Origin of the sequence: Agarivorans sp. Z349TD_8 (assembly GCF_050870825.2) — a bacterium.
Classification (GTDB): Bacteria; Pseudomonadota; Gammaproteobacteria; order Enterobacterales; family Celerinatantimonadaceae; genus Agarivorans.
On the sequence record NZ_CP194037.2, the window covers coordinates 4,942,524 to 4,957,620 of the forward strand.

17 protein-coding genes are annotated in these 15,097 nt (G+C 46.2%); 9 read left to right on the forward strand and 8 right to left on the reverse strand.

The window, feature by feature from the left end; all coding sequences use genetic code 11:
* Positions 1–216: 216 nt before the first annotated feature.
* Positions 217–1,578: an MFS transporter gene (locus ACRRS1_RS22345; RefSeq protein ID WP_432455329.1), complete on the forward strand. Its 1,362-nt coding sequence runs from the start codon at positions 217–219 to the stop codon at positions 1,576–1,578.
* A gap of 67 nt (positions 1,579–1,645) precedes the next feature.
* On the opposite strand, the gene ACRRS1_RS22350 is transcribed toward ACRRS1_RS22345, so the two are convergent.
* The 5 genes from ACRRS1_RS22350 to ACRRS1_RS22370 form a co-directional block, all read right to left on the reverse strand.
* On the reverse strand, positions 1,646–2,143 hold the full coding sequence (locus ACRRS1_RS22350) for a DUF1456 family protein (protein WP_432460516.1): 498 nt from the start codon (positions 2,141–2,143) through the stop codon (positions 1,646–1,648).
* A gap of 107 nt (positions 2,144–2,250) precedes the next feature.
* Complete coding sequence (locus tag ACRRS1_RS22355; protein WP_432468699.1) at positions 2,251–3,246, reverse strand: ABC transporter substrate-binding protein; 996 nt, start codon at positions 3,244–3,246, stop codon at positions 2,251–2,253.
* A 70-nt stretch (positions 3,247–3,316) separates the two neighbouring features.
* Positions 3,317–4,306, reverse strand: coding sequence for a glutathione S-transferase family protein (locus tag ACRRS1_RS22360; RefSeq protein ID WP_432455326.1), 990 nt, complete (start codon positions 4,304–4,306; stop codon positions 3,317–3,319).
* Between the two features lie 22 nt (positions 4,307–4,328).
* Complete coding sequence (locus ACRRS1_RS22365) at positions 4,329–5,168, reverse strand: pirin family protein (RefSeq protein WP_432460519.1); 840 nt, start codon at positions 5,166–5,168, stop codon at positions 4,329–4,331.
* Positions 5,169–5,229: 61 nt separating this feature from the next.
* On the reverse strand, positions 5,230–5,613 hold the full coding sequence (locus ACRRS1_RS22370; protein ID WP_432455324.1) for a DoxX family protein: 384 nt from the start codon (positions 5,611–5,613) through the stop codon (positions 5,230–5,232).
* A gap of 157 nt (positions 5,614–5,770) precedes the next feature.
* On the opposite strand from ACRRS1_RS22370, the gene ACRRS1_RS22375 reads away from it, so the two are divergent.
* From ACRRS1_RS22375 to ACRRS1_RS22390, 4 genes are all read left to right on the forward strand, one after another.
* Positions 5,771–6,715, forward strand: a complete 945-nt coding sequence (locus ACRRS1_RS22375) for a LysR family transcriptional regulator (protein WP_432464075.1) — start codon at positions 5,771–5,773, stop codon at positions 6,713–6,715.
* 210 nt (positions 6,716–6,925) lie between these two features.
* Positions 6,926–7,861 carry an SPFH domain-containing protein gene (locus tag ACRRS1_RS22380; protein ID WP_432460521.1) on the forward strand — a complete coding sequence of 312 codons (936 nt, stop codon included), beginning with the start codon at positions 6,926–6,928 and terminating at the stop codon, positions 7,859–7,861.
* 3 nt (positions 7,862–7,864) lie between these two features.
* On the forward strand, positions 7,865–8,323 hold the full coding sequence (locus ACRRS1_RS22385; protein WP_432460522.1) for an NfeD family protein: 459 nt from the start codon (positions 7,865–7,867) through the stop codon (positions 8,321–8,323).
* 169 nt (positions 8,324–8,492) lie between these two features.
* Positions 8,493–8,978, forward strand: a complete 486-nt coding sequence (locus tag ACRRS1_RS22390) for an LEA type 2 family protein (RefSeq protein WP_432460523.1) — start codon at positions 8,493–8,495, stop codon at positions 8,976–8,978.
* 62 nt (positions 8,979–9,040) lie between these two features.
* On the opposite strand, the gene ung is transcribed toward ACRRS1_RS22390, so the two are convergent.
* On the reverse strand, positions 9,041–9,727 hold the full coding sequence (gene ung / locus ACRRS1_RS22395; RefSeq protein WP_432468698.1) for a uracil-DNA glycosylase: 687 nt from the start codon (positions 9,725–9,727) through the stop codon (positions 9,041–9,043).
* Between the two features lie 55 nt (positions 9,728–9,782).
* Positions 9,783–10,562, reverse strand: coding sequence for a polyphosphate kinase 2 (gene ppk2 / locus ACRRS1_RS22400; RefSeq protein WP_432455318.1), 780 nt, complete (start codon positions 10,560–10,562; stop codon positions 9,783–9,785).
* Positions 10,563–10,794: 232 nt separating this feature from the next.
* Between ppk2 and gmk the strand changes: the two genes are divergently transcribed.
* From gmk to trmH, 4 genes are all read left to right on the forward strand, one after another.
* Positions 10,795–11,421, forward strand: coding sequence for a guanylate kinase (gmk, locus tag ACRRS1_RS22405; protein ID WP_432455317.1), 627 nt, complete (start codon positions 10,795–10,797; stop codon positions 11,419–11,421).
* Between the two features lie 83 nt (positions 11,422–11,504).
* Complete coding sequence (rpoZ, locus tag ACRRS1_RS22410) at positions 11,505–11,780, forward strand: DNA-directed RNA polymerase subunit omega (RefSeq protein WP_432455316.1); 276 nt, start codon at positions 11,505–11,507, stop codon at positions 11,778–11,780.
* A gap of 107 nt (positions 11,781–11,887) precedes the next feature.
* The gene (gene spoT, locus ACRRS1_RS22415) at positions 11,888–13,999 is read left to right on the forward strand and encodes a bifunctional GTP diphosphokinase/guanosine-3',5'-bis pyrophosphate 3'-pyrophosphohydrolase (RefSeq protein WP_432460524.1); all 2,112 of its coding nucleotides are present in this window, start codon (positions 11,888–11,890) and stop codon (positions 13,997–13,999) included.
* A gap of 15 nt (positions 14,000–14,014) precedes the next feature.
* Complete coding sequence (trmH, locus tag ACRRS1_RS22420) at positions 14,015–14,731, forward strand: tRNA (guanosine(18)-2'-O)-methyltransferase TrmH (RefSeq protein WP_432455314.1); 717 nt, start codon at positions 14,015–14,017, stop codon at positions 14,729–14,731.
* 101 nt (positions 14,732–14,832) lie between these two features.
* Here the strand turns inward: trmH and ACRRS1_RS22425 are convergent, their stop codons facing one another.
* Positions 14,833–15,072, reverse strand: a complete 240-nt coding sequence (locus ACRRS1_RS22425) for a hypothetical protein (RefSeq protein ID WP_432455313.1) — start codon at positions 15,070–15,072, stop codon at positions 14,833–14,835.
* Between the last annotated feature and the right edge of the window lie 25 nt (positions 15,073–15,097).

Genomic DNA, 15,097 nt, shown 5'->3' on the forward strand with positions numbered 1-15,097 from the left:
CCAAAGATCACAAAAAATTTGCGCACGCCATACAGCAATTTAACAAGCACTAACATAAATAAGCATTTTTGTGAGCGTGGTAACGCTTTCAGATGATACTGCGATCGGCGTCACGCAGTTATCGTGGAAAAGGAAAGCTTTTACTGTGAAAATCACCCCGATTAAGCGGCTGATCATCAAGGTCAGATAAACTCTCCCCAACGAATAAGCATCGCGATGAACACAAACAAACCCAAATTACGTTTTTGGCAGATCTGGAACATGAGTTTCGGATTTCTTGGTATTCAATTTGGCTTTGGTTTACAAAATGCCAATGTCAGTCGAATTTTCGAAACGCTTGGTGCAAGCATCGATCAAATACCTATTTTGTGGCTGGCAGCGCCAGTGACTGGTTTATTGGTCCAGCCTATTATTGGCTATATGAGTGACCGCACCTGGAACGGACTAGGTCGCCGCCGTCCGTATTTCTTGGTGGGTGCGATTATGTCGTCCATAGCGCTATTGGTTATGCCCAACTCTCCTCATCTTTGGATTGCAGCGGGCATGTTGTGGATCCTCGATGCGTCAATCAATATTTCAATGGAACCTTTCCGTGCCTTAGTCGCAGATAATCTCCCCTCGGAACAGCGCACCCAGGGTTTTGCAGTACAAACCTTCTTCATTGGTGTCGGTTCAGTAATTGCCTCAGCCATGCCTTACATGCTGTCGAATTGGCTTGGTATCGCCAATACCGCACCAGAAGGTATGATCCCGCCTTCGGTTAAAATTTCATTTTATGCCGGTGCAGCCGTATTCCTTTGTGCAGTATTATGGACGGTGTTTAAAACCAAAGAATATAGCCCACAAGAGATGGAACGCTTTGAACCCTCCCCAGAAGAAGCTGAACCAGAGAATCGTTCAGGATTCGCTACCGTTATCGCCGACCTAAAAAAAATGCCAGCGACCATGCGCCGCCTAGCTATCGTTCAATTTTTCTCATGGTTTGCCTTGTTTGCAATGTGGATCTATACCACCTCGGCAGTCACCAGTAGTATCTACGGCACCAACGATACTGCTTCAAGCTTATATAACGAAGGAGCTGACTGGGTAGGCTTATGTTTTGCGATGTATAACGGTATTAGCGCCCTTGCCGCTTTTGCACTGCCTTGGTTGGCTCATCGAACTAGTCGAAAATTTGTTCATGCCGTTTGCTTATTGATTGGTGGTATTAGTTTAGCTGGCATGCACTTTATCGCCGATCCAAAGATGTTACTGTTAAATATGGTCGGTATTGGTTTCGCCTGGGCCAGCATTCTTTGTATGCCTTATGCCATCTTAGCCGGTTCATTACCAAGCAAAAAAATGGGTTTCTTCATGGGGGTATTTAACTTCTTCATCGTTATCCCACAAATTTTAGCCGCTGGCTTGCTAGGCTATATTACTCGTGAAATATTTGGCGGAGATTCGATGATGGCCTTGGTATTAGGGGGCGCGTCAATGGCTATCGCCGCTGTAATCACTCTCACCATCAATGATCAAGATGACCCCAGCTTAGTCAGCGAACCAGACTCAAACACAGCAACAGCACAGCCAGCCTAAACAGGGTGAGGTTTAATTAAACACCAAAAAGCCGAGCATGCGCTCGGCTTTTTACATGCCGGATGAGCTATTCAGCATCCCATTCAAAATCTGGCAATTCCTCTGGCTCTGCTCGGTATTTAAGCTGCAAACCGTGTAAAAAATTGCGCATCACCTGATCTTTACAAAGACGATAATGTTTATGATCAGGCTTGCGGAAAAAGGCGCTCAATTCATGTTTACCCAACTGAAACCCAGTTAAGCCTAATACCGCTAACATATCTTCCGCTTTTAAATTTAAAGCTATTTTTAGCTTCATTAATATCTGATTGTTATTTAAACGTTTTTCAGGCTCTGGCTGAGCCCCTTCCCGCTTGCCCCGTCGCTCGTTAATAAAACCATTCAGAAACGTTGCCAAAGTTTTATCGGTGCAATTTTTATAAGCCGGATCATCGTCTTTCTTGAGCCAGTCACTCACTTCAGCGCGACTCACTTCAACATCAGCTTGAGCAAAAATGGCAATCATCTTGTTATCATTCAAGTTAAAACAATAGCGAAGGCGACGAAGAATATCGTTATTAGTCATGTAAACATCCTAAATCAAACAAAAACGGCAAGCCGAGAGCGAAAAATCTGCAGAATTCTACTTCAATGGCGTTAAAGTAGATACTCTCTCAAAGCTTATTATTGCGTTTAGTCAACATAGTTTGCCTTGCTCGCAATGGCTTCAGGCAGTTGAATTTGATAACGAGCCAACTGTGAGCGACTAAATAAATAACGTCCTTTGGCGGCCGTAAGCGGACCTAAACTGCGGGGAACCACAGGCTCTCCTTCAAGTATTGTTTTCGCTAAGCCCGCAGCTAAGCGCCCTTGTTCAAAACCATCCACCACCAGACCGCCAATGGCTTTATTTTCACCAACGGCAAAATCCCAAAAACTAAAGGGAGGCACTGGTGAATGAGCCACTGACCAAGTTAACACTTGTTCGGTGGTCACATATTGATTGGCACTATCACGGATCCCCTCAAGCGAGCCAAAAATTACCGCATCAAACCCCTGTTGTTGCATGCTTTCAACGTTTGCTTGCCAAGCTTGCCAATGATTAAGCAAGCGTAATTCCAGTTCGACACCCGCCACCTGCATGCTTGTTTGATTTGCAAAGAGCTCTTGCTGAATAATTTTTGACGCATGACTGTCGTCAAACAATAATAATACACGCTTAGCTTTACTGGCTAATAACTGACTAATCATTGCCACCGACGGTTCAAGCAATGGTCGTTCTAATACACCTGTGATATTCACTCGCCGATCAACATGGTAGGTACGAGGGCTATGATTAATTCCCAAATAAACCACTGGTAGTTTTGTTTTGGCAAAACGAGGACCCAGATATTGCAGGGCCTCATCGTCGCCTAGAATGACGAGTTCAGGCCGTACATCCAAATAATATTGCCAAGCGATTTCACCTCGACCGCGATGCTGTTTTGCGGGTAAATTTTTGGTATTCATTTGAAAATATTCGAGCTGATAATCGGCTGCGAGCAGCGATTTCAAACCCGCGATATACTGGCTGTCCCATAATTCTTGCTGCTGATAGCTTTCAATCACCAAGATCTTTGGTTTTGCTTGAATCGTCCAACAGCAAAATAGCGCCATGATGCAGAATAATCGAGCGTAAAGTTTGTTCACGAGCCAACTTAACTAAATGATGAAGTGCTTACAGTATAACCAATGCCCCTGCAAGCGCCTCAGTGGTATATCACGGAATGAGCGTTAGCTGTTCTCGCCCATGCGGCTGGTCTAAACCCAAATCAGGTCCTTTCGGCACCACCCCTGTTGGGTTAATCATCCGATGACTCTGATAATAGTGTTGCTTAATATGCGCTAAATTGATGGTCTCACGAATACCTTCCATTTGATACAAATCCAGCATGTAAGCATGCAAATGAGGATAGTCGGCTATGCGCCTTAAATTACATTTAAAGTGCCCGACATAGACCGCATCAAAGCGGATCAAGGTGGTAAATAAACGCCAATCCGCCTCGGTTAATTCAGAACCCAACAAATAACGCTGAGCGCTCAAGACCTGCTCTAAAAAATCTAAACTTGCAAATAAGGGGACCACAGCCTCTTCGTAAGCCGCTTGGCTGGTGGCAAAACCAGCCCGATAAACGCCATTATTCACCGTCTCATAAATCCGTAGATTAAGTGCGTCGATGTCTTCGCGCAATGCTTGCGGATAGTAATCACCGAGTTTAGCGCCGAGTGAATCAAAAGCAGAATTAAACATACGAATAATGTCCGCCGATTCATTAGACACTATGGTTTGCCGCTGTTTGTCCCAGAGCACTGGCACGGTGACTCGCCCCGAGTAATCTGGAGCGGCAGCAGTATAGATTTGATGCATAAATTCAGCATGATGAAGCGGGTCTTTCACCACCCCTTCGCCCTCAGCGAAGGTCCAGCCATTTTCAGCCATGTACCAATGTACCACCGAATAATCGATGAATTCTTCCAGTCCCTTAAGCTTACGAAAAATTAAAGTCCGATTCGCCCAAGGACAAGCCAAAGACACATACAAATGATAACGGCCCACTTCGGCTTTAAAACCCGCCTCTCCAGTCGGGCCTGCGGAACCATCGGCGGTAACCCAATGGCGAAACTGAGCTTCACTGCGCTGAAAGCGTCCTTGATGCTTCGCCGTGTCGTACCACTGATCTTGCCATTCACCGTCAACCAATAAACCCATACCCGTTCCTCGTTGTTCAAGCTTAAAATCGATTATTTTGAAAATCGTCGAAGGCCTGCAGTACTTCTTCACGCGAATTCATCACAAACGGGCCTCCCCAGGCCACAGGCTCGTTCAAGGGCTCGGCACCAACTAACAATAGTCGACAAGCTGAATGACTGCTTAATTGCAACGCCTCACCAAAGTCTAGTACCGCTAACTGGTAAGCATTTAAAGGTTCTGGGTCATCCGCCACCTGAAGTTGCCCTTCAATCACGTAGATAAAAGCTTGTTGAGATTGTACCAAATCCAGCTGCAACTGCCCGCCCGCCACCATGCTAATATCCAAATAAGTCGCCGTTTGGTGCACCACTTGCACAGGGCCTTGAGTACCATCTGCCAACTCACCCGCAATGACCCGAATCAGATTACCTTGTAAATCTCGGCTTTGCGGGATCTGCTCGGCACTAAACTCTTGATAGCTTGGTGCCGACATTTTCTGCGCGGCCGGCAAATTAATCCAAAGCTGAAAGCCCTTTAATAAGCCGTCTTGCTGCTCTGGCATTTCGGAGTGAATAACCCCTCTGCCAGCACTCATCCATTGCACCCCACCAGCTTCAATCACCCCCTCATTACCGACGCTATCTTTATGTCGCATTTTGCCATTAAGAATATAAGAGACGGTTTGAAAACCACGATGCGGGTGTTCGGGAAAACCAGCCAAATAATCATCTGGCTGATCTGACTCAAAACAATCCAACATTAAAAAGGGATCCAGCATGGGTAATTGCTGACTACCAAGAATCCGAGTTAACTTAACACCAGCCCCATCCTGGGTGGCTTGGCCTGTCACTCGCTTAATCACGGTTCGGCGATGTTTCATTTTTAACTCCTAGCACTGAGAATCTTGAGCACAATTGATGTTTGTTTAGCACAAGCAAGCGCTATGCTTTTCGATTATCCAAGGAATAAGCACCAGCACCATGAGCAACTAATAATAGAAAGCCGCCCGCAACCGAAATATTTTTCATAAATAGAATCATCTGCATCTGGTCATCCACATTGCCGTGGAACAACAGCGCCGCCACGACACTAAAGCCTGCCAACAAAAAGGCCACGATACGGGTATTCCAGCCCACAACAATGGCCAAGCCACCGACCAATTCAAGGGCAATCACTAAGGGTAATAAAGCACCCGGCACTCCCATTGCCTCCATATAACCTTGAGTACCAGCATAAGCGCCAATTTTTCCAAAACCAGAAAGGACAAACATTAATGCTAAAAGTAAACGGCCAAGCGGTTGAGCCAATAATTGTATTTGTTTCATCTTCATTTCCTAATTGATGTGATATCGACTGGGTCTCCCCAACTATTAGACTCAGCATAACCATCAATATTGGTTCAATAAATAGTGTGTTTAGCAAATTATTGTTCCTATAATGGCAACAATAGAACGATTCAAAAGTTCAACTCGCGAGGTAAAGATGGGCCAGTTAGAAGACATGCAGATTTTTGTACGGGTGGTAGAAGCCGGTAGCATTACTCGCGCCGCCGAGCAGTTGGGAATGGCGAAGTCTGTGGTTAGTCGACGCCTAAGTGGGTTAGAGCAACGCTTGGGGATCAGCTTAATACAGCGTAGTACGCGCCGTTTAAAACTAAATGATCATGGCCAAAGCTATTACCAACGCAGCCTCGCCATTCTGGATGACATTAACCAACTCAATCACCAAACAAGCCAACAAAATACCGCACTCAGTGGTTCCTTACATGTCGCCGTTCCTTTGTCATTTGGCCTCAGTCATCTCAATTCAGCCTTCGATGCTTTTATGCAGTTACACCCGCAGCTACAGTTAAAGATCAGCCTGACCGATAGCCAACAAGATTTAGTCGCCGAAGGAATCGACCTCGCATTGCGCATCGCCGAGCTAAAAGATTCGAGCCTCAAGGCACGAAAAATCACCCCAATCAACTTCCTTCTGGTTGCTTCAGCGAGCTATTTACAGCGGCATGGCACCCCCCAACACCCTGAAGATCTGAAGCAACATCAAATATTGCATTACAGCAATCTACCCACGACCAACTTTATTTTGTTCGATAGCAAAGGACTGCGTCATCAGGTGAATTATCAACCGCATATCTCCGCGAACAATGGTGACTTCTTAAAAGACATGAGTATTGCTGGTCATGGAATTAGCTTTAGCCCTAGTTTTATCGCCTGGCGTAGTATTGCCACTGGTGACTTAGTACCAGTATTGCCACAATATCGAACACCAAGTTTATACGCCTGGGCTATCTACCCGAATACTCGTTATTTATCACAACGAGCACGCTTACTAATTGATTTTTTATGTCAGCGCTTTGGCAATAACCCCTACTGGGATCAGGCGATTGCTCAGCATTTAAAACAGCCCGCAGAACCACATTCGTGAGTCTCGACAAACTTTGAAGCAAGCTTTACTCATTTAATCACATGACTATCAAAAAGCGCTGTATTCTCAAGAGATTTTATGTTTATCTTGCAGCTTAAAAATTATAATAGGCACGGCGAATCAAGCCAAATTTTGCTGAATTCAGCTTAGCCCGCTCAACCACTATTTCGCAGCATCCATCATTTTTAACTCATCGTTAAGGAAAGTCATATGCCGATCGTTTTTGATTATGTTCTCACTGTTCAAGTCGCGCTGCTGATTTTTGCACTATTTGTGCTGAAATCATCGATTAAATTTGTGCCACAAAATGAAGCCTGGGTCGTCGAGCGCTTCGGTAAATACCAATCCACCAAAGAAGCCGGGCTGAACTTTCTATTACCGATGGTCGATCAGGTTGCAGCGCGTCGAACCCTAAAAGAACAAGCCTTCGATATTCCGAGCCAAGCCGCGATTACCAAAGATAATATTTCACTCACGGTTGACGGCGTATTGTACTTTCGAGTCCTTGAGCCTTACAAAGCCACCTATGGTGTAGAAGACTATGTTTTCGCAATTACCCAGCTCGCACAAACCACCATGCGCTCAGAAATCGGTAAAATTGAATTGGATAAAACCTTTGAGGAACGTGACACCCTCAACGCAGAGATTGTCAATTCAATCAATGAAGCATCCGCCTCTTGGGGCGTCGCAGTCATGCGTTATGAAATTAAAGATATTACGCCACCAGCATCAATTATGGATGCGATGGAATCGCAAATGCGTGCCGAACGTGAACGTCGCGCTAAAATTCTCGAATCGGAAGGTGAAAAAGCCGCCGCGATTAATATTGCCGAAGGTCAAAAACAATCGCGTGTTTTAGCTGCCGAAGCTGAAAAACAAGAACAAGTATTAAAAGCTCAAGGCGAAGCGCAAGCATTAATAGCGGTTGCCGACGCACAAGCACAGGCGATTAATACCATTGGTGCCTCTGCTGCAACCGAACAAGGCCAAAAAGCGGTACAACTAGACTTAGCGACTAAAGCCATTGAAGCGAAATTGGCAATAGCCAAAGAATCAACCGTGGTATTATTACCTGATAGCAGCAGTGAGGCAGGCTCTATAGTCGCCCAGGCAACTAGTATTTTAAATACCCTAAATCGAGGTTAAATCATGACTGAGCTGTTTGCCAATCACATTCCACAAACCATGGTTGCGCTAGGCTTGATCTTGCTGACCATTGAAGTTGGCCTGATCGGCTTTGCCACCTTTATTTTATTTTTTGTTGGTTTGTCGTTGGTGCTGACAGGCTCTTTGATTTGGTTAGATATACTGGCTGATAGCTGGAATAGCATCTTGCTGTCGAATGCGATTGCCAGCAGCGTATTAGCCGGTTTGCTGTGGAAACCGATGCGCAAACTACAAAATCATTCCGATGATAAAACAGTAAGCAGTGACTTTGACGGTCACCGTTTCTTTTGTGAGCAAGCCATCGATAGACGCGGTCAAAGTAGCTATAAACATTCAGGGATTAGCTGGGTGTTAAAAAGCGAACAAGCCATTGCCGCCGATACTGAAGTAGAAGTGATTAAAGTGGAAGTGGGAACCTTTTGGGTCAAGCCAGTTGATTAAATGCTTTCACTGGTGAGAGCGATTGCTCTCACCAGTCCCTTTCAGTATACGCCATCACTTCTCAGTAGAATGCTCTGTTAGCGAACAGGCGCTTGATTCAGCATGCAAAACCCAAACAATTATGCTTAACTTAAGCCTATTCTCCGCTCACTCTCGTAGGCTAAAATGGATGCTTAAATTGTTCACTAAACCCACTGTTTTATTGCTTATTATTGCTTTGAACGGCTGTAGTAGTATCGCCCCCACCGAAGCTCCCAAGGTTAATTTAGTCTCGGTTGTACCAGTCAGCAGTGATGGTATGGCTCCTAATTTCAAGATTAATCTGCGGGTGGTCAACCCCAACCAACAAGCCCTCAGCCTCGCTGGCGCCGTCTATTCCTTATCCTTGAATGGCCATGAGGTGGTCAACGGTGCCACCAGCGATTTACCCAGTGTTCCCGGCTATGGAGAAGCAAATTTTAGCCTGCCCGCCCAAGCCAACCTGATTGCCAGTTTTCGCTTGCTTAGCTCCTTAATGCAACAGTCGCGTCCGGAGTTAGCATATCAGGTCAAAGTGAAACTAGATCTCGGCAGCTTTTGGCCCGACATTACACTCAATGAGGAGGGCAAACTGAAATTGGAAGATCTCGGCGATACTCTCAACTCAAGCCTATAGCTCGATGTCTCGCAACCGTTAAAAATGATGCTAGCGCTGCGACGCAACACCGAACCGTTGAGTTAAACTTGCCAATTAATCGGCTTTTGCCCCTGCTCACTCAGTAAACGATTGGTTTGGGAGAAATGTTGACAGCCAAAAAATCCTCGGTGCGCCGACAAAGGTGATGGGTGCACCGCCGTTAAGCAATGATGCCGCGAGTTATCGATGGCTCGCCCCTTTTGTTGTGCATGCGCGCCCCACAATAAAAAGACCACACCAGAACAGTGCTGATTAATTTGAGCGATCACCGTATCGGTAAATTGCTCCCAACCATATTTGGCATGAGAATGAGCCTTGCCCTGTTCTACACTCAATACGGTATTTAGCAGCAATACCCCTTGTTCAGCCCAAGCCAGCAGGTCGCCATGCTCGGGGATCTCAAAGCCACTGATATCGGTCGCCAATTCTTTATAGATATTACGCAAAGAAGGCGGGATCTTAATGCCCGGCGGCACACTAAAACTTAAACCGTGGGCTTGGTCTGGCCCGTGATAAGGATCTTGACCCAAAATCACCACCTTTAGTTTAGCCAAGGGCGTCGCTTCAAAGGCGGCAAATAACTGCGTATCGGCAGGATAAATCAGCTTCCCGGCCTGACGCTCATCTTTAATTCGTTTCATCAGAGTCTGAAAGTAAGCTTGTTGCTTCTCAGCCTCCAGTAATCTGTCCCATGTCAACGCTTTGGTCACGGTTTGCTCTCTATTCATCACACGCCAACATCATAACTGATCGCCCAACAGATCGATATGCTGTGGGCTTCAGCTAATAAGACTCCGGCACAAAACTTTGCTCATGCAACGGCACTCTGACATAACCTTGGCGATCAATCGTCGGTAATTCGATTGCTGGATGCGGTAACTCTTGATAATCAATTTGCGATAACAGATGACGAATACAGTTGAGTCGCGCACGTTTCTTGTCATCCGAATTCACCACCCACCACGGAGAATGTTTGGTATCGGTATGCGCGAACATTTCATCTTTGGCTTGAGAATAGGCCACCCAACGAGAGCGAGACTCAAGATCCATCGGACTAAATTTCCAGCGTTTTAAGGGATTGTTAATTCGCTCGAGAAAACGCTTTTCTTGCTCTTCATCGGAAACCGAAAACCAATACTTCAATACAATAATACCGGAGCGGATCAACATCCGTTCAAATTCAGGACAGGCGCGAAGAAAATCTTGATGTTGCAGCTCATCACAAAAGCCCATCACCTTTTCCACGCCAGCACGGTTATACCAAGAACGATCAAACAGCACCATTTCTCCGGCCGCAGGCAAATGCGCCACATAACGCTGAAAATACCATTGGGTTTTCTCGCGCTCACTCGGCGCAGGCAAGGCGGCAATCCGACAAACGCGAGGATTAAGCTTTTCCGCAATACGTTTAATCACTCCCCCTTTACCAGCCGCATCCCTACCTTCAAAAATCACCACCACTTTCAAGCCAGTTTCCACTATCCAGCGCTGTAGTTTCACCAACTCAACCTGCAATTCGGTTAAACACTGCTCATACTCTCGTTTACTCAATTTATCAGCCATAGACTCGCTCACCTTGTTTGTTCAACTGCATTGAAAATAAAACCAATGAATACAAAGAGTTAAATTAATAGATCGTAAAACTAATAATGCTTCACACTAAGCATAACGATTTAAGCTTAGTAAATCCGTTCAGCAGAGTGAGCACTTGGTATGAATTTTCACTGACAATACTTTAAAAAAAAACTTAAAATGGTAACCTTAGGCGCCTTTATACACTCGCTAAGAACTCAGCATGGCAATCACAGGCACTCTTTATATCGTATCGGCCCCCAGCGGCGCAGGTAAATCAAGCATGATTAATGCTTATCTTTCGCGCCATCGCGCTTATCCCGCTCAAGTGTCTGTCTCGCATACCACCCGATCGGTCCGTCCCGGTGAGATCGATGGTAATCACTACCATTTTGTAGACCATCATCAGTTTAAACAGCTCATCGATGAACAAGCCTTCTTCGAATACGCCGAAGTATTTGGCAACTTTTATGGAACCTCTCGGCATAGCATTGAGCAAACCCTCGCCGAAGGGATCGATGTATTTTTAGATATCGATTGGCAGGGCGCTCGCCAAGTGAAAATGATGATGCCAGAAGCGGTATCGGTATTTATTCTGCCTCCCAGTCGTGAGGAGCTGGAAAACCGCTTGCACATGCGTGGCCAAGACAGCCCTGAAGTAATTAAAAAACGAATGAATGAAGCCGAAAGCGAAATGTCCCACTACGATGAATACGATTATCTAATCATCAATGGCAATTTTGATGAGGCGCTCAGTGAATTAACCGCCATCATTACGAGCCAAAGGTTACAAACTCGACAGCAAGCAGCAAAACACCAAGCCTTGCTAAATGAACTTTTATCGAAATAAATACCGTAAGTTCTAGCAAATCTTGCTAAGATCGGCTAGGATCTTGCGTCATTTTTAGTCAACATACATCAACGGAGCTGTGCATGGCACGAGTAACAGTAGAAGATGCAGTAGAACAAGTCGGCAACCGCTTTGACCTTGTCCTTATCGCCGCACGTCGCGCGCGTCAGATCGCAGTAGAAGGTAAAGAGCCTCTAGTTGACGCAGATAACGACAAACCCACAGTTATCGCTTTACGTGAAATTGAAGAAGGTTTGATCACCACCGAAACCATGGATGCTCAAGACCGTCAAGAACGTCAAGAACGTGAAGCAGCCGAATTGGCAGCTGTTGCAGCTATCGCCGATAAACGCATCTAGATCTTCCCGCTATAAAATTACCGTGCTGGGTTTACTCCGCACGGTAAAACTCCCATAATTCATTCAATCATATCTATCACTGCGATCCTCTGCTACTGAGGTACTGTTTGTATTTATTCGAAAGCTTGCGCGAAGTCGCTTCTAGTTATTTAAGTGAAGAACACGTGATCCTGTTACGTGATGCTTATTTATTAGGTCGAGATGCCCATGAAGGCCAGTTCCGTTCTAGCGGAGAGCCTTATATTACCCACCCACTAGCGGTGGCGCGGATTTTAGCCGAGGTGAGGATGGACCATCAAACCCTCGCGGCCGCGATATTGCACGACACCATCGAAGATACACCGGTAACTTATGAACAACTCAGTGAACAGTTTGGCAGTGAAATTGCCGACTTGGTGGAGGGCGTAAGTAAGCTCGATAAAATTAAGTTTCGCGACAAAAAAGAAGCCCAAGTCGAAAACTTTCGCAAAATGATGATGGCGATGGTTCAAGATATTCGGGTGATTTTAATCAAGCTCGCCGACCGCACCCATAATATGCGAACCTTGGGTTCGCTGCGCCCAGACAAACGGCGCAGAATTGCCCGGGAAACCCTCGAAATTTACGCGCCCATCGCCAATCGGTTGGGGATCCACAGCATCAAAACTGAACTAGAAGAACTCGGTTTTGAAGCGCTCTATCCAATGCGTTATCGCGTCTTAAAAGAGTGTGTAAAAAATGCCCGTGGCAATCGTAAAGAATTAATCAACGGGATCCATCAAGAGCTACAAGGGCGGATCGAAGATGCAGGGATCGAAGCATCGGTGACTGGCCGCGAAAAAAACCTCTATAGCATCTATAAGAAGATGGTCAGCAAAGAGCTTCAATTCCATGAAGTGATGGACATTTATGCCTTTCGAATCATCGTTGACCAACTTGATACCTGTTATCGCGCCTTAGGTATTAGCCATAGCCTCTACAAACCTCGCCCAGGCCGATTTAAAGACTATGTCGCGATTCCTAAGGCTAATGGCTATCAAAGCCTGCATACCTCGTTGGTTGGCCCTCACGGCGTCCCTGTCGAAGTGCAAATTCGTACCGAGCACATGGACCAAATGGCCGATAAAGGTGTGGCCGCACACTGGACATACAAACAAGCAGGAGAAAGCCCTGGCACCACCGCACAAATTAGAGCCCAGCGTTGGATGCAGAGCTTGTTAGAACTACAGCAAAGTGCTGGCAGCTCCTTCGAATTTATCGAAAATGTGAAAACCGATCTGTTCCCCGATGAAATTTATGTCTTTACCCCAGAAGGGAAAATTATCGAACTACCAGCCGGCGCCACTCCGGTAGACTTCGCCTATGCGGTCCATACCGATGTCGGCCACGCCTGTGTTGGCGCAAGGGTAAACCGTCACCCTTTCCCTCTTAGCAAAGCCTTAAGTAATGGTCAAACCATCGAAGTCATCACCGCTCCGGGCGCTCGACCCAATGCCGCCTGGTTAAACTTTGTGGTGACCGGTAAGGCACGCGGTAAAATTCGCCAATTGTTAAAAAATCAACGCCGCGAAGAATCGGTTAGCTTAGGCCGCCGCCTGTTAAATCATGCGCTAGGCAGTACCAAACTCGCCAACATCGATCCGACACACCTGGAGCAGGTATTACAAGATCTAAAAGCGGAGTCTATCGACGATCTGTTAGCCGAAATCGGCTTAGGCAATGCCATGAGCATTGTGGTCGGTAGACGATTATTGGGCAATACCGAAGAACTTGGCCAACACAAGGGCAAAGGGATTATCGCGATTCAAGGCGCCGAGGGTTTGTTACTCACTTATGCCAACTGCTGTCGACCTATTCCCGGCGATCCGGTCGTGGCACATATAAGCCAAGGCAAAGGCTTAGTGGTGCATCTCGAATCCTGTAAAAATATCAGCGGCTATCAAAAAGAGCCCGATCGCTACATCAATGTCGATTGGTCAAAAGATGCCGAGAATACCAGCGAATACAAAACCGAAATGCGTATCGACATGGTTAATCACCAAGGGATCCTAGCCAGTTTAACCAATGTCGTAGCCTCGACTGGTGCCAATATCGTGAACATTGTCACCGAAGAAAAAGAAGGACGGGTTTATACCGTCGACTTGCTCATTACCACCCATAGCCGTATCCACCTAGCCAACATCATGCGAAAAATCCGAGTCATGCCAGAGGTATTACGGGTGGTTCGCTTAAGAAATTAAATAAACGAGAAACCAATGACACCTGAACGCCATCAGCGCATTCGCGCTATGTTAGACGCCCGCCAAACAGACTTAACCGTTTGTATGGAGAACGTACACAAGCCACATAACTTATCGGCGATTGTGCGTACCTGTGATGCCGTGGGTGTCGACCATGTACATGCCATTTGGGAAAACTATAAAGACGAACTTCGTCGTGGCACCGCCACCGGCAGTCAAAACTGGGTGAAAGTGCATAACCACGACAAGATCGAAGATGCAGTGGCTCAGTTACGCAACAGCGGCATGCAGATTTTAGCCACTAATTTGTCAGATAGTGCGGTAGACTTTCGTGAGATTGACTATACCAAACCTACCGCAATCTTAATGGGCCAGGAAAAATACGGGATCTCTGATACTGCGCTTGCCTTAGCCGATCAAGACATTATTATCCCCATGGTTGGGATGGTGCAGTCACTGAATGTTTCGGTGGCTAGTGCACTGATTCTTTATGAAGCGCAGCGACAACGCCAACTGGCGGGGATGTATCAGGGTCCTTGCTTGGTCAGCCCAGAAGAGCAAAACAGGATTATGTTTGAAGGCGGCCACCCGATTTTTGCCGACGTCTGCAAACGCAAGGGTTTACCCATCCCACAGATAGATGAACATGGCCAAATTGCCGCCGATGATACTTGGTGGGCCAAGGTACAAATGAACAAAGAAGCCTGGGATCATCTGGACGACGAGTCATAAGCGTCGCCAATCAACAGCCATTGACCTTATTGGTCAGTGGCTATGAGTCCATCGGCCGCTATTAACATCGCAACACCAGGCTACACTTATTCAAGTGAGGACTACTCGCTGTCACTCGAATATAGCTTAAATTGATAATCATCATCCCAAGGCAAATGATAACCCCATACCATCGGCTGGCCCACTTGCTTATCCACCCAAACAAACGGGGTAGCTAAGAATCGAGGGATCTCTAATCGGATGCCATTACTTTCTGCCTGATATAAAGACGCATGAGTTTCACAACGCACCAATAACATCACCACAATGATAATCAATAACCAACGCCAAAAACCTTCCATTGTTTATCCTATTTAGCTTAAGTCC

Excerpts from the sequence above, each read along its gene's own strand:
- ACRRS1_RS22345 (WP_432455329.1), top strand. The coding sequence starts at position 217 with ATGAACACAAACAAACCCAAATTACGTTTTTGGCAGATCTGGAACATG.
- ACRRS1_RS22350 (WP_432460516.1), bottom strand. The coding sequence starts at position 2,143 with ATGACTAATAACGATATTCTTCGTCGCCTTCGCTATTGTTTTAACTTG.
- ACRRS1_RS22360 (WP_432455326.1), bottom strand. The coding sequence starts at position 4,306 with ATGGGTTTATTGGTTGACGGTGAATGGCAAGATCAGTGGTACGACACG.
- ACRRS1_RS22365 (WP_432460519.1), bottom strand. The coding sequence starts at position 5,168 with ATGAAACATCGCCGAACCGTGATTAAGCGAGTGACAGGCCAAGCCACC.
- ACRRS1_RS22370 (WP_432455324.1), bottom strand. The coding sequence starts at position 5,613 with ATGAAACAAATACAATTATTGGCTCAACCGCTTGGCCGTTTACTTTTA.
- ACRRS1_RS22375 (WP_432464075.1), top strand. The coding sequence starts at position 5,771 with ATGGGCCAGTTAGAAGACATGCAGATTTTTGTACGGGTGGTAGAAGCC.
- ACRRS1_RS22380 (WP_432460521.1), top strand. The coding sequence starts at position 6,926 with ATGCCGATCGTTTTTGATTATGTTCTCACTGTTCAAGTCGCGCTGCTG.
- ACRRS1_RS22385 (WP_432460522.1), top strand. The coding sequence starts at position 7,865 with ATGACTGAGCTGTTTGCCAATCACATTCCACAAACCATGGTTGCGCTA.
- ACRRS1_RS22390 (WP_432460523.1), top strand. The coding sequence starts at position 8,493 with ATGCTTAAATTGTTCACTAAACCCACTGTTTTATTGCTTATTATTGCT.
- ung (WP_432468698.1), bottom strand. The coding sequence starts at position 9,727 with ATGAATAGAGAGCAAACCGTGACCAAAGCGTTGACATGGGACAGATTA.
- ppk2 (WP_432455318.1), bottom strand. The coding sequence starts at position 10,562 with ATGGCTGATAAATTGAGTAAACGAGAGTATGAGCAGTGTTTAACCGAA.
- gmk (WP_432455317.1), top strand. The coding sequence starts at position 10,795 with ATGGCAATCACAGGCACTCTTTATATCGTATCGGCCCCCAGCGGCGCA.
- rpoZ (WP_432455316.1), top strand. The coding sequence starts at position 11,505 with ATGGCACGAGTAACAGTAGAAGATGCAGTAGAACAAGTCGGCAACCGC.
- trmH (WP_432455314.1), top strand. The coding sequence starts at position 14,015 with ATGACACCTGAACGCCATCAGCGCATTCGCGCTATGTTAGACGCCCGC.
- ACRRS1_RS22425 (WP_432455313.1), bottom strand. The coding sequence starts at position 15,072 with ATGGAAGGTTTTTGGCGTTGGTTATTGATTATCATTGTGGTGATGTTA.